The sequence below is a fragment of the Streptomyces sp. NPDC104761 genome (genome assembly GCF_055583445.1).
Genome location: NZ_JBVJNZ010000012.1, coordinates 104,330 through 123,765, shown reverse-complemented (window position 1 = coordinate 123,765; position 19,436 = coordinate 104,330). Strand labels below are relative to the sequence as shown.

Annotated in this window: 22 protein-coding genes; 21 read left to right on the top strand and 1 reads right to left on the bottom strand. The window is 71.1% G+C overall.

Annotated features, from left to right (window positions below; genetic code table 11):
- Positions 1-200 precede the first annotated feature (200 nt).
- The 14 genes from rimM to ACZ63F_RS29535 all read left to right on the top strand — a co-directional run bounded on the left by rimM (position 201) and on the right by ACZ63F_RS29535 (position 11,710).
- A complete protein-coding gene (rimM, locus tag ACZ63F_RS29600) occupies positions 201-746 on the top strand; it encodes a ribosome maturation factor RimM (RefSeq protein ID WP_469715417.1) in 546 nt (181 codons plus the stop codon).
- Entirely contained in the window at positions 743-1,576 is an 834-nt protein-coding gene (gene trmD / locus ACZ63F_RS29595; protein WP_469715415.1) for a tRNA (guanosine(37)-N1)-methyltransferase TrmD, read from the top strand. Before rimM ends, trmD begins: the two co-directional genes overlap by 4 nt.
- A 136-nt stretch (positions 1,577-1,712) precedes the next feature.
- A complete protein-coding gene (gene rplS, locus ACZ63F_RS29590; RefSeq protein ID WP_351323547.1) occupies positions 1,713-2,063 on the top strand; it encodes a 50S ribosomal protein L19 in 351 nt (116 codons plus the stop codon).
- An 83-nt stretch (positions 2,064-2,146) separates the two neighbouring features.
- Positions 2,147-2,854, top strand: a complete 708-nt coding sequence (gene lepB / locus ACZ63F_RS29585; protein WP_469715411.1) for a signal peptidase I — start codon at positions 2,147-2,149, stop codon at positions 2,852-2,854.
- Positions 2,847-3,989, top strand: a complete 1,143-nt coding sequence (lepB, locus tag ACZ63F_RS29580; protein WP_469715407.1) for a signal peptidase I — start codon at positions 2,847-2,849, stop codon at positions 3,987-3,989. The genes lepB (ACZ63F_RS29585) and lepB (ACZ63F_RS29580) overlap by 8 nt, the downstream gene beginning before the upstream one ends.
- Positions 3,889-4,851: a signal peptidase I gene (gene lepB / locus ACZ63F_RS29575; protein ID WP_469715404.1), complete on the top strand. Its 963-nt coding sequence runs from the start codon at positions 3,889-3,891 to the stop codon at positions 4,849-4,851. Before lepB (ACZ63F_RS29580) ends, lepB (ACZ63F_RS29575) begins: the two co-directional genes overlap by 101 nt.
- Positions 4,852-4,967: 116 nt before the next feature.
- Positions 4,968-5,753, top strand: a complete 786-nt coding sequence (gene lepB / locus ACZ63F_RS29570; RefSeq protein ID WP_469715403.1) for a signal peptidase I — start codon at positions 4,968-4,970, stop codon at positions 5,751-5,753.
- Positions 5,743-6,258, top strand: coding sequence for an NUDIX hydrolase (locus tag ACZ63F_RS29565; RefSeq protein ID WP_469715401.1), 516 nt, complete (start codon positions 5,743-5,745; stop codon positions 6,256-6,258). The genes lepB (ACZ63F_RS29570) and ACZ63F_RS29565 overlap by 11 nt, the downstream gene beginning before the upstream one ends.
- Before the next feature lie 56 nt (positions 6,259-6,314).
- Positions 6,315-6,623 carry a DUF2469 domain-containing protein gene (locus ACZ63F_RS29560; protein ID WP_008745401.1) on the top strand — a complete coding sequence of 103 codons (309 nt, stop codon included), beginning with the start codon at positions 6,315-6,317 and terminating at the stop codon, positions 6,621-6,623.
- Between the two features lie 106 nt (positions 6,624-6,729).
- The gene (locus ACZ63F_RS29555; RefSeq protein WP_469715399.1) at positions 6,730-7,116 is read left to right on the top strand and encodes a YraN family protein; all 387 of its coding nucleotides are present in this window, start codon (positions 6,730-6,732) and stop codon (positions 7,114-7,116) included.
- 1 nt (position 7,117) lies between these two features.
- Positions 7,118-8,728 carry a YifB family Mg chelatase-like AAA ATPase gene (locus ACZ63F_RS29550; protein WP_469715397.1) on the top strand — a complete coding sequence of 537 codons (1,611 nt, stop codon included), beginning with the start codon at positions 7,118-7,120 and terminating at the stop codon, positions 8,726-8,728.
- Positions 8,725-9,870: a DNA-processing protein DprA gene (gene dprA / locus ACZ63F_RS29545; protein ID WP_469715395.1), complete on the top strand. Its 1,146-nt coding sequence runs from the start codon at positions 8,725-8,727 to the stop codon at positions 9,868-9,870. The genes ACZ63F_RS29550 and dprA overlap by 4 nt, the downstream gene beginning before the upstream one ends.
- Before the next feature lie 322 nt (positions 9,871-10,192).
- Positions 10,193-11,035, top strand: coding sequence for an RNA polymerase sigma factor WhiG (gene whiG / locus ACZ63F_RS29540; protein WP_089098491.1), 843 nt, complete (start codon positions 10,193-10,195; stop codon positions 11,033-11,035).
- A gap of 117 nt (positions 11,036-11,152) precedes the next feature.
- Positions 11,153-11,710, top strand: coding sequence for a TetR/AcrR family transcriptional regulator (locus ACZ63F_RS29535; RefSeq protein ID WP_352364669.1), 558 nt, complete (start codon positions 11,153-11,155; stop codon positions 11,708-11,710).
- A gap of 185 nt (positions 11,711-11,895) precedes the next feature.
- Here ACZ63F_RS29535 and ACZ63F_RS29530 read toward each other — a convergent pair whose 3' ends face one another.
- Complete coding sequence (locus ACZ63F_RS29530) at positions 11,896-12,483, bottom strand: peptidoglycan DD-metalloendopeptidase family protein (protein ID WP_469715393.1); 588 nt, start codon at positions 12,481-12,483, stop codon at positions 11,896-11,898.
- A gap of 271 nt (positions 12,484-12,754) precedes the next feature.
- Between ACZ63F_RS29530 and rpsB the strand changes: the two genes are divergently transcribed.
- From rpsB to ACZ63F_RS29495, 7 genes are all read left to right on the top strand, one after another.
- Complete coding sequence (gene rpsB / locus ACZ63F_RS29525) at positions 12,755-13,672, top strand: 30S ribosomal protein S2 (protein ID WP_351959659.1); 918 nt, start codon at positions 12,755-12,757, stop codon at positions 13,670-13,672.
- A gap of 133 nt (positions 13,673-13,805) precedes the next feature.
- A complete protein-coding gene (tsf, locus tag ACZ63F_RS29520; RefSeq protein WP_351959658.1) occupies positions 13,806-14,642 on the top strand; it encodes a translation elongation factor Ts in 837 nt (278 codons plus the stop codon).
- Between the two features lie 208 nt (positions 14,643-14,850).
- Positions 14,851-15,609, top strand: a complete 759-nt coding sequence (pyrH, locus tag ACZ63F_RS29515) for a UMP kinase (RefSeq protein ID WP_351959657.1) — start codon at positions 14,851-14,853, stop codon at positions 15,607-15,609.
- 146 nt (positions 15,610-15,755) lie between these two features.
- A complete protein-coding gene (gene frr, locus ACZ63F_RS29510; protein ID WP_132889831.1) occupies positions 15,756-16,313 on the top strand; it encodes a ribosome recycling factor in 558 nt (185 codons plus the stop codon).
- Positions 16,313-17,644 (top strand): phosphatidate cytidylyltransferase, encoded by a 1,332-nt coding sequence (locus ACZ63F_RS29505; protein WP_469715388.1) that lies wholly within the window; start codon positions 16,313-16,315, stop codon positions 17,642-17,644. Before frr ends, ACZ63F_RS29505 begins: the two co-directional genes overlap by 1 nt.
- A 255-nt stretch (positions 17,645-17,899) precedes the next feature.
- A complete protein-coding gene (locus tag ACZ63F_RS29500) occupies positions 17,900-18,688 on the top strand; it encodes a VOC family protein (protein ID WP_469715386.1) in 789 nt (262 codons plus the stop codon).
- 574 nt (positions 18,689-19,262) lie between these two features.
- Positions 19,263-19,424: a hypothetical protein gene (locus ACZ63F_RS29495; protein ID WP_469715385.1), complete on the top strand. Its 162-nt coding sequence runs from the start codon at positions 19,263-19,265 to the stop codon at positions 19,422-19,424.
- Positions 19,425-19,436: the final 12 nt, after the last annotated feature.

The window sequence follows — 19,436 nt, the reverse complement described above, 5'->3', positions numbered from 1 at the left end:
CCGTCGGCGGTGGTGGATTCTGTTCCAACTGTGGGGATGTCAACCATTCCCAGGGACGTTTGCGCAAACGGGTGGGGGGGGGGGGGGCCCCCCCCCCCCCCCCCCCCCGAGCCGTATGAGCGGGTCGAGCAAGTTGACCAGGTTGACCAGGTTGACCAGGTCGAGCAGACCGAGCAGGAGATGACAGGAGAACAGGCACAGTGCAGCTCGTAGTCGCACGGATCGGCCGCGCCCACGGCATCAAGGGCGAGGTCACCGTCGAGGTACGTACCGACGAGCCGGAGCTCAGGCTCGGGCCGGGCGCCGTACTCGCCACCGATCCCGCCGGCGTGGGACCGCTCACCATCGAGACGGGCCGCGTGCACAGCGGCCGCCTGCTCCTGCGCTTCGCGGGCGTCAGTGACCGCACCGGCGCCGAGGCCCTGCGCAACACCCTCCTGATCGCCGAGATCGACCCGGAGGAGCTGCCCGAGGGCGAGGACGAGTACTACGACCACCAGCTCGTCGACCTGGACGTGGTCACCGAGGACGGCATCGAGGTCGGCCGGATCACCGAGATCTCGCACCTGCCCTCCCAGGACCTGTTCATCGTGGAGCGGCCCGACGGCAGCGAGGTGATGATCCCGTTCGTGGCGGAGATCGTCACCGAGATCGACCTGGAGGAGCAGCGGGCCGTCATCGCGCCGCCGCCCGGCCTGATCGACGACCGGGCGGAGACCGCCTCGTCCAGGGACGACGACGCATGAGGCTCGACGTCGTCACGATCTTTCCCGAGTACCTGGAGCCCCTGAACGTCTCGCTGGTCGGCAAGGCACGCGCGCGTGGACAGCTCGACGTCCATGTGCACGACCTGCGCGGATGGACGTACGACCGGCACAACACGGTCGACGACACGCCGTACGGTGGCGGGCCCGGCATGGTCATGAAGACCGAGCCCTGGGGCGACGCCCTCGACACCGTCCTCGCCGACGGCTACGAGACCGGCGCGCACGCCCCCGCGCTGATCGTCCCCACCCCCAGCGGCCGCTCCTTCACCCAGGAACTCGCCGTCGAACTCTCCGAGCGCCCCTGGCTGATCTTCACACCGGCCCGCTACGAGGGCATCGACCGGCGGGTCATGGACGAGTACGCCACCCGGATGCCGGTCTACGAGGTGTCCATCGGCGACTACGTCCTCGCCGGCGGCGAAGCGGCCGTACTGGTGATCACGGAGGCCGTGGCGCGGCTGCTGCCCGGTGTTCTCGGCAACGCCGAGTCGCACCGCGACGACTCCTTCGCGCCCGGCGCCATGGCCAACCTCCTGGAGGGTCCCGTCTACACCAAGCCGCCCGTCTGGCGCGGCCGGGACATCCCCGACGTGCTGCTCAGCGGTCATCACGGCAAGATCGCCCGCTGGCGCCGCGACGAGGCCCTGAAGCGGACCACTGCCCACCGGCCCGACCTGATCGAGCGCTGCGACCCCAAGGTCTTCGACAAGAAGGACCGGGAGATGCTCTCCATCCTGGGCTGGGCCCCGGACCCGGAGGGCGGGCCCCACGGCCGATTTTGGCGCAGGCCACAGGGCGTGGAAGAATAGGCCGCTGTTGTGCGTCCGTCCGGCGTGCGCCCCTGCCACAGGGGGACACGACGTCCGCCCCGACCCGCACGGCAGACCCCATGGAACACCTAGTTTCCGTTGATGACCTGTGGCATCAGCGAGGAAAGCAGACGAAATGTCTCACCTGCTCGACACCGTCGACTCCGCGTCGCTGCGCAGCGACGTCCCGGCCTTCCGCCCGGGTGACACCGTCAACGTCCACGTCCGCGTCATCGAGGGCAACCGCTCCCGTGTGCAGCAGTTCAAGGGCGTTGTGATCCGCCGTCAGGGCAGCGGTGTCCGCGAGACCTTCACGGTCCGCAAGGTCTCCTTCTCCGTCGGCGTCGAGCGCACCTTCCCGGTGCACACCCCGATCGTCGAGAAGATCGAGCTCGTCACCCGCGGTGACGTGCGTCGCGCCAAGCTGTACTACCTGCGCGACCTGCGCGGCAAGGCCGCGAAGATCAAGGAGAAGCGCGACAACTGAGCTCGCGTGCCGGCCCTCGGAAGCCGCAGGCGGACGAGCCGGTAAGAAGGAGTCTCATCGACGCCGGATAGCATCTGGCCCCGATGGACACCGAAGCACAGCACACGGAGCGCGACCGCTCCTCCAGCCCCGAACCAGAGGCCGCGGAGGACCGGTCGCGTTTCGCGTTGCCGGCACGCGCCACCGAGCGGGTCACCGACTGGCTGCCGGGCGGCTGGATCACCCTCACCCTCTTCGCCTGCCTGGCGTTTTTGCTCGTCCTCAACACGTTCGTGGCACAACCATTCCAGATTCCCAGCGGATCCATGGAACAGGGATTGAGGATCGGGGACCGCGTTCTCGTAAATAAGTTGGCGTACCGTTTCGGTGCCGGGCCGCGCCGGGGAGATGTCGTGGTGTTCGACGGCTCCGGATACTTCGGGGACGCCGACTACATCAAACGCGTCGTCGGTGTGGGAGGAGACCACGTGGTCTGCTGCGACAAGAAGGGGAGGATCGAAGTGAACGGCCGGCCGGTCGACGAGACCTCGTTCCTCTACCCCGGGGACACCCCCTCCACCGTGCCCTTCAACGTCGACGTCCCCGACGGCACGCTCTTCGTTCTCGGCGACCACCGCAGCGACTCCAGCGACTCCCGCGACCACCTCGGCTCGCCCGGCGGCGGCATGATCCCCGTCGGCAGGGTCGTCGGACGGGCCGACTGGATCGTCTGGCCGTACGCCCACTGGACCCGTCTCACCCGTCCCGCCGCCTACGCGCGCGTGCCGGCCGCCGGAGCGTCCCATGGGTAACCGCGGCCGACCGCGCGGCGTGCCGGTCGACGCCACCGCCAACCTGCTGCCGACCGGGGCCCGGCGTGCCTCGGGGCCGTCCGGCGGCCGGTCCCGCGCGGAGCGGCGCAAGCTGCAGCGCAAGGTCAAGCGCAAGCGACGGCGCAGTGCGGTGCGGGAGATACCGCTGCTGGTCGGCGTGGCCGTCCTGATAGCCCTGGTGTTGAAGACGTTCCTCGTCCAGGCCTTCGTGATCCCGTCCGGCTCCATGGAACAGACGATCCGGATCGGCGACCGCGTCCTGGTGGACAAGTTCACCCCCTGGTTCGGATGGCAGCCGCATCGCGGGGACGTCGTCGTCTTCCACGATCCCGGCGGCTGGCTGGCGGACGAGCAGACCACCAAGGCGAACGACCCGGTCGGCGTCAAGCAGGTCAAGGAAGGGCTCACCTTCATCGGCCTGCTGCCCTCCGCCAACGAGAAGGACCTCATCAAGCGGGTCATCGGCGTCGGCGGCGACCACGTCAAGTGCTGTGACGCACAGGGCCGGGTGACCGTCAACGGCGTACCGCTGACCGAGGGCGACTACCTGTATCCAGGGAACGTCCCCTCCGCTCAGCCGTTCGACATCACCGTGCCGAAGGGCCGGCTGTGGGTGATGGGCGACCACCGCGGCAACTCCGCCGACTCCCGTGCCCACCAGGACACCGACTACGGCGGCACGGTGGCCGTGACCTCCGTGGTGGGCCGGGCCATGATGATCGGCTGGCCCGTCGGTCACTGGACCAAGCTCGACGAACCTAAAACCTTCGCAAGCGTTTCTGACTCCGGGTCGGGGTCGACCGCGGCTCCCCGGCTGTCGCATAGGGTTGCCTCCGACGATCCGAACGGATACATCCAACTCCCGACCCCTGCGGAACTCCCGCTCGTTATGGGAGTGGTGGGCCTGCGCCGGGGATGGCGCAGGCGGCGGCACGGAGTAAGGAGTTGGCGTGGGGGATGTGGCGGTTGGCGCACGGTCGGGACACGACGGCGAGGAGCACAGCGGGCGCCCCATGGAGAATGTCCCCCCTGCAGACGGCGCCTTGACCTCCGGGAACGGCACCGGGCCCGGTGGCGACGGCACCCCGGCAGACGGTCCGTACTCCGGCGGTGACGGCTCGGGTACGGACGGGGACCCGGGCGGTTCGGCGGCGCCCGCACCGAAGAAACCACGCTCCTTCTGGAAGGAGCTGCCGATCCTGGTCGTCATCGCGCTGGTGCTGGCGCTGCTGATCAAGACGTTCCTGGTGCAGGCCTTCTCGATCCCGTCGGACTCGATGCAGAACACCCTCCAGCAGGGTGACCGGGTCCTGGTCGACAAGCTCACCCCGTGGTTCGGCTCCAAGCCGGAGCGCGGCGAGGTCGTCGTCTTCCACGACCCGGACGACTGGCTGGCGGGCGAGCCCACGGCTCAGCCCAACGCGATCCAGACGTTCCTCAGCTGGATCGGCCTGATGCCGTCCGCCGAGGAGCGGGACCTGATCAAGCGGGTCATCGGCGTCGGCGGCGACACCGTGTCCTGCAAGGGCAGCGGCCCGCTCATGGTCAACGGCCATGCGCTGAACGAGCCTTATGTGTACCCGGGCAACACCCCGTGCAGCGTCGACGACCAGGGTGGCCAGTTCACGGTGCACGTGCCCAAGGGCTACATCTGGGTGATGGGCGACCACCGCCAGAACTCCCGCGACTCGCGCTACAACCAGTCCGACAAGCATCACGGCATGGTCCCGGTGAAGGACGTCGTCGGCCGCGCCATCGTCAAGGCCTGGCCGATCAACCGCTGGGGCACGCTGCCGATCCCGGACACCTTCGACCAGAGCGGCATCAACACGCAGTCGTCCGCCGCCGCCTCCCTCACCGTGGCGCCGCAGGGCGCGGCCGTCGCCGCCGTCCTCCCGGTCGCGGTGTGGCGCCGCCGCCGGGGTGACCGGGTCGAGCGGAAGTTCGACAAGCGCGTGGCCGCGGGCAAGCGCTGACCGCGTCCCCGCATGCCCGTGCTGACCGTCCTGTGTGAAGCCCTTGGGGAGCTTGTGACCAGGGGTGCCGAAGAAGGGCTGCCCCTGCCCGGTACCGCCGGGTAGGGTGCGGCCTCATGGGCGACAGCACGATACGTACGGCTCCGCGCGGCGGCGCAGGCACCAGCACGAGCGCGGCACAGGCCGGCAGCAGGCTCGGACAGCGGCTGTCCGGGATCGCCGTCGCCCTGGGCATCGTGCTGTTCCTCGGCGGATTCGGCTGGGGAGCGGTCGTCTACCGGCCGTACACCGTGCCCACCACGTCGATGACGCCGACGATCGACGCCGGGGACCGGGTCCTCGGCCAGCGCATCGACGGCAGCGAGGTGCGCCGGGGCGACGTCGTCGTCTTCAAGGACAAGAGCTGGGTCACCAACGCGGACGTCGTCAAGCGCGTGGTCGCGGTCGGCGGCGACACGGTGGCCTGCTGCACGAACGGCAAGCTGACGGTCAACGGCAAGCAGATCGACGAGCCCTATCTGCCGGCGGGCACCCAGGCCGAGCTCCAGGGCTTCCCCACCGTCACCGTCCCCAAGGGCCGGCTCTTCCTCCTCGGCGACGAGCGCCAGGGCTCCCTGGACTCCACCGCCCACCTCACGGACGCCGCGAAGGGCACGGTCGCCCGCACCGCCGTGACCGCCCGGGTGGACGCCGTGATCTGGCCGATGAAGGGCCTGCTCAAGCGGCCGACCGGTTTCGAGACCCTCGGCGCGCTCTCCCGGCCCGGCCCGTTGCGCGTCATCGAGATCATGATCGTGGCCGGTGGTGTGCTGGTCCTCGCGGGCGGCGCCTACGGCCCGGTCGCGAACCTGCTGGGCCGCTCCCGCAGCCGGGCCCGGACGGAGCCCGCCGGTGCCCGCTGAGGCACTGCCCGAGGCGCCCGAGGGCGGCCTGCGCAAGGTGGCCCGGGTGGTCCTGCTCGACCCCGAGGACCGCATCCTGCTCCTGCACGGCCACGAGCCCGACGACCCGGCCGACGACTGGTGGTTCACGCCCGGCGGCGGCCTGGAGGGCGACGAGACCCGTGAGCAGGCCGCTCTGCGGGAACTCGCCGAGGAGACCGGCATCACCGACGTCGACCTCGGTCCGGTGCTGTGGCGCCGGACGTGCTCCTTCCCGTTCGCGGGCCGCCGCTGGGACCAGGACGAGTGGTACTACCTGGCCCGTACGACGCAGACGGCCACCGAGGCCACGGCCCTCACCGAGCTGGAGCGGCGCAGTGTGGCCGGAGCGCGTTGGTGGACGTGCCAGGAACTGACCCGGGCACATGAGACGGTGTATCCGACCAGACTCGCCGAGCTGTTCCGTAGGCTGCTCGACGAAGGTCCCCCCGCCGGGCCCGTCACCCTTGACACGGAAATCGTCTAGGGGTGCGCGGGACTGGCGCACAATGGTGGGATCGCACGGCTGAAGGGGAACATGCCATGAGCGCCGAGGACCTCGAGAAGTACGAGACCGAGATGGAGCTGAAGCTCTACCGGGAGTACCGCGATGTCGTCGGTCTGTTCAAATACGTGATCGAGACCGAGCGGCGCTTCTACCTCACCAACGACTACGAGATGCAGGTGCACTCGGTCCAGGGCGAGGTGTTCTTCGAGGTGTCCATGGCGGACGCCTGGGTCTGGGACATGTACCGGCCGGCCCGTTTCGTGAAGCAGGTCCGTGTCCTCACGTTCAAGGACGTGAACATCGAGGAGCTGAACAAGACCGACCTGGAACTTCCGGGCGGCTGAGGTGGCCCGTACGGGTGACGGAGTTGTCCACAACCGCTGAGTAGCTCACCAAGATCAACTTCTGGGTGGAGGATGCCTGACCGTTGGCACCGGAGGTGGTGCCGACATGAACACGAATCTTGCACGCACGAATCAGGCACGCAGCGCACTCGGCAGGTACGGCGAGACGCTGGCCGCACGGCGGCTGGCCGAGGCAGGTCTGACGGTCCTGGAGCGCAACTGGCGCTGCGGCAGGACGGGCGAGATCGACATCGTGGCGCGGGACGGCGACGTCCTGGTCGTCTGCGAGGTCAAGACCCGGCGGGCGGGCGTCTTCCAGCACCCCATGGCCGCGGTCTCCCCACAGAAGGCACAGCGCCTGCGGGGCCTGGCCGAGCACTGGATCCACGCACACGGCGGAGCACCGCCGGGCGGCGTCCGCATCGACGTGGTCGGCGTGCTGCTGCCGCAGCGCGGGGCGCCCGTCGTCGAGCACGTCCGGGGGGTGGCGTGAGATGGGGTTCGCGCGGACCTGCTCGGTGGCGCTGGTGGGCGTCGAGGGCGTGGTGGTGGAGGTGCAGGCCGACCTGGAACCCGGGGTGGCGGCCTTCACCCTGGTGGGGCTGCCGGACAAGAGCCTGACGGAGAGTCGGGACCGGGTCCGGGCGGCGGTGGTGAACTCGGGCGCTGCCTGGCCGTCGAAGAAACTCACCGTCGGGCTGAGCCCGGCATCCGTGCCGAAGAGCGGCAGCGGCTTCGACCTCGCGGTGGCCGCGGCCGTGCTCGGGGCGGCCGAGCGGATCGACCCGCGCGTGCTCGCCGAGATCGTGATGATCGGGGAGCTGGGCCTGGACGGCCGGGTCCGGCCGGTCCGGGGCATCCTGCCCGCCGTGCTGGCCGCAGCCGACGCCGGCTACGAGCAGGTGGTCGTGCCGGAGAACGCCGTGCCGGAGGCCTCGCTGGTGCCCGGGGTGTCCGTGCTGGGCGTCCGCAGCCTGCGCCAGCTGATCGCCGTCCTCACCGACGAACCGGTGCCCGAGGAGGAGCCCGTCCCCGGCGAGATCCGCCCCGACCCCTTCCTCGCCGGGCTCGCCCTGCCCGGCATGGGACTCGGCACCGGCACGGCCACCGGCGACCACGCGCCCGACCTCGCGGACGTCGCCGGCCAGCACGTCGCCCGGGCCGCCCTGGAGGTGGCCGCCGCCGGGCGCCACCACGTCTTCTTCAAGGGCCCGCCCGGTGCGGGCAAGACCATGCTGGCCGAGCGGCTGCCGGGGCTGCTGCCCGAGCTGGACCGCCAGGAGTCCCTGGAGGTCACCGCCGTCCACTCGGTCGCCGGCATGCTGCCACCCGGCCACCCCCTGGTCGACAGGCCGCCCTACTGCGCCCCGCACCACTCGGCCACCATGGCCTCCCTGGTCGGCGGCGGAACCGGCCTGCCACGCCCCGGAGCGGTCTCCCTGGCCCACCACGGCGTGCTCTTCCTGGACGAGGCCGCGGAGTTCCACAGCAGCGTCCTGGACGCCCTGCGCCAGCCCCTGGAGTCGGGCCACGTCGTCATCGCCAGGGCCGCCGGGATACTGCGGATGCCCGCGAGGTTCCTCATGGTCCTGGCCGCCAATCCCTGCCCCTGCGGCCGCCACGGCACCCCCGGCGACGGCTGCGAGTGCCGGCCGTCCTCGATCAAGCGGTACAGGGCCCGGCTCTCTGGCCCCCTGATGGACCGCGTGGACCTCAGGGTGAGCGTCGAACCGGTCGCCCGGGAGGAACTGCTGCGGCTCCACACCGGCGCCGAGCCCTCCGCCGCCGTGGCCGACCGGGTGCGCACGGCACGGCAGCGGGCCGCCCGCCGCTACGAGGGGCTGCCCTGGCGCACCAACAGCGAGGTTCCCGGCCACGAACTCCGCACCCGCTGGCACGTCCAGCCGGGCGCGCTGCTCAAGGCCGAGCTGGACCTCGACCGGGGCCTGCTCACCGCCCGTGGCCTGGACCGGGTGCTCCGGGTCGCCTGGACCCTCGCCGACCTCGCGGGCCGCGACCGCCCCTCGGCCAACGACGTCAACCTGGCCCTTGAGCTGCGCACTGGCGTCCGGCGCGGCGCGGTCCTGGAAGGGACCGCCCCATGAGCGACAGCGGACTGCTCGACCGGGTCTTCCTGGCCCGGGTGGCCGAGCCCGGCGACGAGACCGCCGGGCGGTGGGTGCGGGAACGGGGCGTGCACGAGGTGGCGGCCCGGCTGCGCGCGGGCGGGCAGCCCCTGCCCGGCGCCGGCGCCAAGCGGTGGGCGGGCCTGCTGGCCCGCGCGGCGCACGCCGACCCCCACGCGGACCTCGCCGCCGCACGGGAGGCGGGCGCGCGGTTCGTGTGCCCGGGCGACACCGAGTGGCCGACACAGCTCGACGACCTGGGCGACGCCCGCCCCCTCGGCCTGTGGGTGCGCGGCCTGCCCAGTCTGCGGATATGGGCGCTCAGGGCCGTCGCCGTCGTCGGAGCACGGGCCTGCACCGAGTACGGCGCCCACATGGCGGCGGTCCTCGCCGCGGGACTCGCCGAGCGCGGCTGGGTGGTGGTGTCGGGGGGCGCCTACGGGGTCGACGGCGCCGCCCACCGCGGAGCCCTCGGCGCCGGCGGGGCCACCGTCGCCGTGCTGGCCTGCGGGGTCGACCGGCCCTACCCCCGGGGCCACACCGAGCTGATCAACAGGATCGCCGAACAGGGACTGGTTGTGGGGGAGTTGCCGCCCGGCGAACACCCGACGCCTAGCCGGTTCGTGCTCCGCAACCGGGTCATCGCGGCGCTCACCAGGGGCACCGTCGTCGTGGAGGCCGCCCACCGCAGCGGCTCGCTGGTCACCGCGCGGGCGGCGCAGCGGCTCGGCCGCTTCACCATGGGCGTGCCCGGTCCGGCCACCAGCGGCCTCTCGGCCGGGGTGCACGAACTGCTCCGCGGGGAGGCCGTGCTGGTCACCGACGCCGCCGAGGTCGTCGAGCTCGTGGGCGACATGGGCGAGCTGGCCCCGGCCGGACGCGGCCCCGTCCTCCCGCGTGACCTGCTGGAACCCGCCGCCCGGCAGGTCCTGGCCGCCCTGCCCGGCAACCGGCCCGCCTCACCCGAAGAGGTGGCACGCGGCGCGCAGACGACCGAGGACGAGGCCGTCGCGAGACTGTACGAACTCCGAGCACTTGGTTACGTCGAACGACACGGCGACGGCTGGAAGTTGACACGCCAGGCGATGATCTCGGTCCGGGCCGGTCGGAGCCGGTGCTGACCGAGCGTGTTCGGCCGTCCGGGGGAACCCCCGACGCCCTTGGGAATTCCCGGAGTTGACGCTCTCGTCCGATCACGCAGAGCGACGCGCGGGGTGGGGTGGAGCGTGCCGTGCAGGGGGTTCGCGCAGGGGTGGAGCCGCACTGTTCGCGCACCGCGACTCCTCAGTCACGCTACGCTCACGAAAGGCCTGACGCAGACCGCGCCGACCGACACGAGACCGACCCCTCACCAACCATCGCTCCTCACTCCCCGCTCACCCTCCGCCACGGCACGACACGGCACTTCCTGGCACTTCACGGCAGAACGGCACAAGGCGACGAATGCCCCAGCACACCTCCGGGTCCGACCGGGCGGCGATCCCCCCAGCCGCCCGCGACGGTGGCAGCGTGCGGCCGCCCGCTCCCTCGACGCTCGACGAGCTGTGGCGGTCGTACAAGGCGACGGGGGACGACCGGCTGCGGGAACAGCTGATCCTGCACTACTCGCCGCTGGTCAAGTACGTGGCCGGGCGGGTGAGCGTAGGCCTGCCGCCCAACGTGGAACAGGCCGACTTCGTCTCCTCCGGGGTGTTCGGGCTCATCGACGCGATCGAGAAGTTCGACGTCGACCGGGAGATCAAGTTCGAGACGTACGCGATCACCCGGATCCGGGGCGCGATGATCGACGAACTCCGGGCACTGGACTGGATCCCGCGCTCGGTCCGGCAGAAGGCGCGGAACGTGGAGCGGGCCTACGCCACCCTGGAGGCACGGCTGCGGCGCACGCCCTCGGAGGGCGAGGTGGCCGCCGAGCTGGGCATCGAGGTGGACGAGCTGCACGCCGTCTTCAGTCAGCTGTCGCTGGCCAACGTGGTGGCGCTGGAGGAACTGCTGCACGTCGGGGGCGAGGGCGGCGACGGCCTGAGCGTCATGGACACGCTCGAGGACACCGCGGCGGACAACCCCGTGGAGGTGGCCGAGGACCGGGAGCTGCGGCGCTTCCTGGCGCGGGCGATCAACACGCTGCCGGAGCGGGAGAAGACCGTGGTGACCCTCTACTACTACGAGGGGCTGACCCTCGCCGAGATCGGGAACGTGCTGGGGGTCACCGAGAGCCGGGTGAGCCAGATCCACACCAAGTCGGTGCTGCAGCTGCGGGCGAAGCTGGCGAGTTTCGGCCGCTGAGCGGCGGTTTCCGGCGCCCGGCGGCGACCGTGCGCCCGGTCTTCCGGTCGTGCTGCCTCCCGTCCGGCCCGGCGCGTCCGTAAAGTGGTCGACGTGCCAAGGATTCGAGCGGCCTCCGTGGCCGAGCACCGGTCGATGCAGCGAGCCGCCCTGCTGGACGCGGCGCGGTCCCTCCTGTCCGAGGGCGGGACGGAGGCGCTGACCTTCCCCGCGCTCGCCGAGCGCACGGGGCTGGCCCGGTCGTCCGTCTACGAGTACTTCCGCTCCCGGGCAGCCGTGGTCGAGGAGCTGTGCGAGGCCGACTTCCCCGTGTGGGCCGCGGAGGTCGCCGCGGCGATGGAGCGGGCGGGTTCCGCCGAGGGCAAGGTCGAGGCCTATGTGCGGCAGCAGCTCGCCCTGGTAGGGGACCGGCGGCACCGGGCGGTGGTCGCGATCTCGGCGAGTGAGCTGGACGCCGGGGCACGCGAGAAGATCCGGGCCGCGCACGGCGGGCTGGTCGCGATGATCGTGGAGGCGCTGGGGGAGCTGGGGCACGAGCAGCCCCGGCTGGCGGCGATGCTGGTGCAAGGGGTTGTGGATGCCGCGGTCCGGAGGATCGAGCTGGGAGCGGCGGAGGACCCTGCGGTGATCACCGACGCGGCTGTGGCGATGGCGTTGCGGGGTGTACGGGGCTGAGGGGGCCGGGGGGACCCCCAGCGCCCACCCGTGCCGCCCTGCCGCCCCAGCGGCACGACTGCCTGCAGCTGAGTAGCTGCGACCGCAGCCCGTGGCTGGGGAGAGGCGGCGGGCGAAGCACCCCGTAAGGGGCGCGGGGAACTGCGCGATCAGCCCCCACCGGCCCGCAGTCGCGCGACCGACCCTCACCGCCCCTCCGGCAGCGAAACCCCCAGCACGGGCAGCAGTCTCGACGGCCCCCGGTTCAGCAGCCACGGCGGCAACAGCAGCAGCGGGTCCAGGTACACGTCACCCCTGAGCAGCCCCCAGTGCACACACGCCCGCCCACCGCAGTGCGCACCCCCTGCCTCGACGGTCCCCACCACCTCGCCCGCCGTCACCTCCTGCCCCTTCTCCACCGTCGCCGTCACCGGCTCGTAGGTGGTGCGCAGGTCCGTCCCCGCGAGGGCCACCGACACCACACCCCGCCCCGCCACCCGCCCGGCGTAGGAGACCCGGCCCGCCGTCACCGCCCGTACCGGCTCGCCGGCGGACGCCGCCACGTCGACTCCCCGGTGCCCGGGGCCGTACACCGTCGCCGGGGGTTCCCAGCCGCGCAGGACCGGCGGCCGTACCCCCACCGGCCAGGCACGGCCGATCGCCGGCACGGGCGGCCCGGCAGGGGGTGGAGGACCGTCCGGCCCCACCCAGGCCGAGGCCGCGGTCGCCGCCAAGGCCGGCGGCAACAGTGTCGCCGCCGCCATCCATCGCATCGCCCGTCGCATGACCACCATGGCCAAACAGTCCCGCACCGACGCCGATCATGGCCGGTACCTGTGGATTACTCCCGAGTTGTGGACAGCGGCGTCACCCGGCGCCTCCCCGGTCCCGTACACTTCTTCTGGCGATCCGGGTCACCGGGTCGACTTCGCACGCCCCGACACCTGGCCGTCACCAGCAGGTGTCAGCGCTTCTCGGTCCTTCGCGGCACAGCGCACACGGGCGTCAGGCGCGGGAGCCGTCCGGCACCCGCGGCACAACCGAGAAATTCAAGGAGATACGGCCATGGCCGTCGTCACGATGCGGGAGCTGCTGGAGAGCGGCGTCCACTTCGGTCACCAGACCCGTCGCTGGAACCCGAAGATGAAGCGCTTCATCTTCACCGAGCGCAACGGCATCTACATCATCGACCTGCTCCAGTCGCTGTCGTACATCGACCGCGCCTACGAGTTCGTCAAGGAGACCGTCGCCCACGGCGGCACGGTCATGTTCGTCGGCACGAAGAAGCAGGCGCAGGAGGCCATCGCCGAGCAGGCCACCCGCGTCGGCATGCCCTACGTCAACCAGCGCTGGCTGGGCGGCATGCTCACCAACTTCTCGACCGTCTACAAGCGTCTGCAGCGCCTCAAGGAGCTCGAGCAGATCGACTTCGAGGACGTCGCCGCGTCCGGTCTGACCAAGAAGGAGCTTCTCGTGCTCTCGCGCGAGAAGGCCAAGCTGGAGAAGACCCTCGGCGGTATCCGCGAGATGCAGAAGGTGCCCAGCGCCGTCTGGATCGTGGACACCAAGAAGGAGCACATCGCGGTCGGCGAGGCCCGGAAGCTCAACATCCCGGTCGTCGCGATCCTCGACACCAACTGCGACCCCGACGAGGTCGACTACAAGATCCCGGGCAACGACGACGCGATCCGCTCCGTCACCCTGCTCACCCGCGTGATCGCCGACGCCGTCGCCGAGGGCCTCATCAGCCGCTCGCGCGTCGCCACCGGTGACAAGGGCGAGAAGGCCGCCGGCGAGCCGCTCGCCGAGTGGGAGCGTGACCTGCTCGAGGGCGAGAAGAAGGCGGACGACGCCGAGGTCCAGACCTCCGCCGAGACCGAGAAGGTCGCCGACGCCGAGCAGGCCGAGGCTCCGGCTGCCGCCGAGGCCGCTGCCGAGGCTCCGGCTGCCGAGGCTCCGGCCGCGGACGCCGAGCAGGCCTGACCCGTCAGCGTTGACGGCGGGGGCGGCGACATCCCGTACGCCCCCGCCGTTCACCCATAGATTCGCGCTCCACATCTACGTGTGGTTCGTGGATCGGGCAGATCTCCCGACTTCGAGAAAGACTTAACGACTCATGGCGAACTACACCGCCGCTGACGTCAAGAAGCTCCGCGAGCTCACCGGCGCCGGCATGATGGACTGCAAGAAGGCCCTGGACGAGGCCGAGGGCGACGTCGACAAGGCTGTCGAGGCGCTCCGCATCAAGGGCCAGAAGGGCGTCGCCAAGCGCGAGGGCCGCTCCGCCGAGAACGGCGCCGTGGTCTCGATCATCGCCGACGACAACTCCTCCGGCGTCCTCGTCGAGCTGAAGTGCGAGACGGACTTCGTCGCCAAGGGCGAGAAGTTCCAGGCCGTCGCCAACGCCATCGCCGAGCACGTCGCCAAGTCCTCCTACGCGGACCTGGACGCCCTGCTCGCCTCCGAGATCGAGCCCGGCAAGACCGTCCAGGCGTACGTCGACGAGGCCAACGCCAACCTCGGCGAGAAGATCGTCCTGGACCGCTTCGCGCAGTACGCCGACGGCTACGTGACCGCCTACATGCACCGCACGATGCCCGACCTGCCGCCGCAGATCGGTGTCCTCATCGAGCTCGACAAGCCGAACGCCGAGATCGCCAAGGGCGTCGCCCAGCACATCGCCGCCTTCGCGCCGAAGTACCTCTCCAAGGAGGACGTGCCGGCCGACGTCGTCGAGTCCGAGCGCCGCATCGCCGAGGAGACCACGCGCGCCGAGGGCAAGCCCGAGGCCGCCCTGCCGAAGATCGTCGAGGGTCGCCTCAACGGCTTCTTCAAGGACGCCACCCTGCTCGGCCAGCCGTACGCGCTGGACAACAAGAAGTCGGTCCAGAAGGTCCTGGACGAGGCCGGTGTCACCCTGAAGCGCTTCACGCGCATCAAGGTCGGCATCTGAGTCCGTACCGCGATCGACGCGCGACCCGCGGGGAAATCCCGATAGGGTCGGTCGACAGCAGTCGTCCGTACGCACCGCCACACCCACGGGCGTGACGGACGGCGGCAGAACTGACGAGGAGGCCATTGCCGCGCATGGGCAGCGAAAAGCGACCCCACCGGCAATGGCCTTCTTTGTATGTGCACCACGCGAAAGAGGCGGGATCTCCATGACCACCAAGGCCCAGAAGAGCGACGACGGCAAAGTGCGCGGCCGGTTTCTGCTGAAGCTGTCCGGAGAGGCCTTCTCCGGTGGCGGCGGCCTGGGCGTGGACCCCGACGTGGTGCACAAGATCGCCCGCGAGATCGCGGCCGTCGTCCGCGACGGCGCACAGGTCGCCGTCGTCATCGGCGGCGGCAACTTCTTCCGCGGCGCCGAGCTCCAGCAGCGCGGCATGGACCGGGCCCGCTCCGACTACATGGGCATGCTCGGCACCGTCATGAACTGCCTCGCCCTCCAGGACTTCCTGGAGAAGGAGGGCATCGACAGCCGGGTGCAGACCGCGATCACCATGGGACAGGTCGCCGAGCCGTACATCCCGCTGCGCGCCGTGCGCCACCTGGAGAAGGGCCGTGTGGTCATCTTCGGCGCCGGTATGGGCATGCCGTACTTCTCCACCGACACCACCGCCGCCCAGCGTGCCCTGGAGATCGACGCCGAGGCGCTGCTCATGGGCAAGAACGGCGTGGACGGGGTCTACGACTCCGACCCCAAGACCAACCCCGACGCCGTCAAGTTCGACTCCCTCGGCTACGGCGAGGTCATCACCCGCGAGCTCAAGGTCGCCGACGCCACCGCGATCACGCTCTGCCGCGACAACAAGCTGCCCATCCTGGTGTTCGAGCTGCTCGCGGAGGGCAATATCGCGCGCGCCGTCAAGGGTGAGAAGATCGGCACGCTGGTGGGTGACCAGGGCGGCCGGGACTGACCGGCACCGCCTGACGGACCCTGACCGGGGGATGGACAATGTCCTGCCGGTCGGGAACCGTCGGAGAAAGAAGACGCGACGCAGCCGGCCGCCGCCTCCGGGCGCAACCGCAGCCGGGCCTTACTCAAGACACGCAGGAGCAAGTGGTGATCGAAGAGACCCTCCTCGAAGCCGAGGAGAAGATGGAGAAGGCCGTCGTGGTCGCCAAGGAGGACTTCGCCGCGATCCGCACCGGCCGTGCGCACCCGGCGATGTTCAACAAGATCGTGGCCGACTACTACGGCGCGCCGACGCCGATCAACCAGCTGGCCTCGTTCTCCGTGCCGGAACCGCGCATGGCGGTCGTGACCCCGTTCGACAAGACGGCCCTGCGCAACATCGAGCAGGCCATCCGCGACTCGGACCTGGGCGTCAACCCGAGCAACGACGGCAACATCATCCGGGTGGTGTTCCCGGAGCTCACCGAGGAGCGCCGCCGTGACTACATCAAGGTCGCCAAGGGCAAGGCGGAGGACTCCCGGGTCTCCATCCGCTCCGTCCGCCGCAAGGCCAAGGACGCCATCGACAAGCTGATCAAGGACGGCGAGGTCGGCGAGGACGAGGGCCGCCGCGCCGAGAAGGAGCTCGACGACACCACCGCGAAGTACGTCGCGCAGGTGGACGAGCTCCTCAAGCACAAGGAAGCGGAGCTTCTCGAAGTCTGATGAACGACTCATCCTGGGGAGCCCCGCCGCACGCCGGGCCGCAGCCCGGGCAGGCCGGACCACCGGCCGGGTACTGGGAACCGACCGATCAGGGCACCGGCCAGGGGTACGACCACGGCTCCGGCCAGGGATACGGCCCCGGCCCCGCCCATGGGCCCGGCCCGGGGTACGGCACGGGTGCAGGCCCTGTCCAGGGTCCCGGTCAGGGGTACGGCCTCGGTCACGCCCACGGCTACGACCAGGGGCATGTCCAGGGAGCCGCCCCTGCGGGTCCCGCGTACGATGCGCAGAACGCGCAGCAGACTCGCCCCATGCCCGTCGTGCCCGACGACGTGCCCGCGTACGGCTCGGACCAGGACGGTGACAGGGGGGCCGCTCGGCTGGGCGGTCCCCCGTTCCGAGACGAGACGTTCCGTCACGACACACCGTCGGCGCAGCCCCTGCCTCACGCGGCGGCGCCGCAGAATCCGGAGCCCATGCCCGACGCCCCACAGCCGGCGCCCGCGCCGCAGAAGAAGAGCGCGGGACGCGACCTGGGCGCGGCCATAGGAGTCGGCGTCGGACTGGGCGTCGTGATCGTGGCGTCCCTGTTCGTCGTCAAGGCCGTCTTCGTCGGTGTCGTGGCGGTCGCCGTCGTGGTGGGCCTGTGGGAACTGACCAGCCGGCTCCAGGAGCGCAAGGGCATCAAGGCGCCCCTGGTCCCGCTGGCGCTGGGCGGCGCCGCGATGGTGGTCGCCGGGTACGCGCGGGGCGCGGAGGGCGCGTGGGTCGCTCTCGCCCTCACCGGCCTCGCGGTCCTGGTCTGGCGGATGACGGAACCTCCGGAGGGCTACCTCAAGGACGTCACGGCGGGCCTCTTCGCGGCGTTCTACGTCCCCTTCCTGGCGACGTTCGTCGCGATGATGCTCACCGCGGAGGACGGCCCGCAACGCGTGCTGACCTTCCTCCTCCTCACGGTGGTCAGCGACACCGGCGCCTACGCGGTCGGCTGGCGCTTCGGCACCCACAAGCTCGCCCCGCGCATCAGCCCCGGCAAGACCCGCGAGGGCCTGGTCGGCGCGGTGCTGTTCGCGATGGCCGCGGGTGCGCTGTGCATGGAGTTCCTGATCGACGACGGCACCTGGTGGCAGGGCCTGCTGCTGGGCCTCGCGGTCGCGGCCAGCGCCACGCTCGGCGACCTCGGCGAGTCCATGATCAAGCGGGACCTGGGCATCAAGGACATGGGCACGCTGCTGCCGGGCCACGGCGGCATCATGGACCGCCTTGACTCCCTGTTGCCGACGGCTCCGGTGGTGTGGCTGCTGATGGTGCTGTTCGTCGGCAGCGGCTGACCGGGCCGACCCCGGCCGATCCGCGGAGTCGCCGGCAGGGTGCGGCGCACACCTGTCGCAGCCGAGCCCCCGTCCCTCGCAGGGCGGGGGCTCGACGACATGTCGGCCCCGGCCGCCACCCTGTCCTCCGCTCCGGCCGCCACCCTGTCCTCCGCCCCGCCTCCGCCGCCGGCCGACCCCATTGATCGGGACCGCGTACGCTGCCCGTGACGTGGTGACCGGCGCGGGCCGGCGAGGACCGAGGAGGACCCCACCATGCTGACGACCACCTACGTGCCCGGCGCCCCGAACTGGCTGGACCTGGGCACCCCCGACCCCGACGCGAGCGCCGCCTTCTACGCGGCCGTCTTCGGCTGGCAGCACCGGTCCGCCGGCCCCGAGGCGGGCGGCTACGGCTTCTTCGAGCAGGACGGCGGGACGGTCGCCGGGATCGGCCCGCTCACCGAGGAGGGCGCGGGCTCGTCCTGGCGGGTGTACTTCCACACCCCGGACGCCGACGCCACCGCCAAGGCCGTGGAGCAGGCGGGCGGCAGCGTCCGGATCGCCCCGTCGGACGTCTTCGCCTTCGGGCGGGCGGCCGCCTTCGTCGACCCCGCCGGCGCGGACTTCGCGGTCTGGCAGCCGGGCGAGACCCGGGGCCTGGACCTCGTCGCGGTCCCCGGCAGTCTGGCCAGGACGGAGCTCTACACCACCGACGCGAACGCGGCGAAGGCGTTCTACGGGGCGGTCTTCTCCTGGCAGACCCGGGACGTGCCGATGGGCCCGGGACTCACCTACACGATCCTCACCCCGGCGGGTGCAGGTCCCGCGGCGGCCCATGGCGGCCTCATGCAACTGCCCCAGGCCAACCTCGACGCCGGATCGACCCCGGAATGGCATCCGTACTTCGAGGTGAGCGACTGCGACGCCGCGTTCGCCGGCGCCACCGAGTCCGGAGCCACCGCCCTCATGCCCGTCACCGAGGCCCCCGGCATCGGCCGCTTCGCCATGCTCCTCGACCCCTTGGGTGCCTTCTTCGCCATCATCACCACGGCCAGGGCCTGAGTCCTCGGCCCCCCGAACCCCGGCCGGATCCGCGGTCGCCAACGCGGTCCGACCTGCGCCACGGCTGAATACGCGATCTTCCGATCCAGTCACCTGAGGGCGACTGACTCGTTGGCATGGCGGAACATGCAGCGCCTGCCGAGCCGGGCATGGCGCGTCAGTGACTTCATCGAAGGATCGGGTGACGCACATGATCAGGACGTCCCAGATTGCGGCTGTCGCGCTTCTCGCCGGCGGCGTGCTCGGGGGATCCGCATCCACTGCCTCAGCAGCGGCGCCTCTCGTCGACCCGCTCCCGCCGGTTGTTGCGGGCCTTCAGTTTCCGCCGCCGCCCCAGGGCGCCACCCCCGACGGGTCGCCCATCGGCGGCGTGTTGTACCAGCTGACGAGCCCCCTCTTGTCGGGGCTGGGCTAGCCGGCTGTGGGGGGACGTCCCCAGCGAGGACGTGCCGGCAACTGTGTCGTTCGCAGGCGACCGTCCTGAACCGCCACCGACCCCGTTACCCGCCCAGGAGGCCTCAGCAACTGGCGGGGCTAGCCTTATCCTCCGCTCGAAGGTCCCTGGAGGCTCCCTGTGCGCACGACTGCTTTCCTGCTGCGGAGCGCGCTGGGCCTTGGCGGCGGTCTGGTGGCCGCCTGGGAGCTGACCCGCCAGGCTTCGGGGCCGGGCTGGAGGAAGCGGCGGGTCTTCTCCGCGGTGGCAGCTTTGACGCTCGCCGTGCTGCTCGCAGTCTAGGGATGGCAGTCG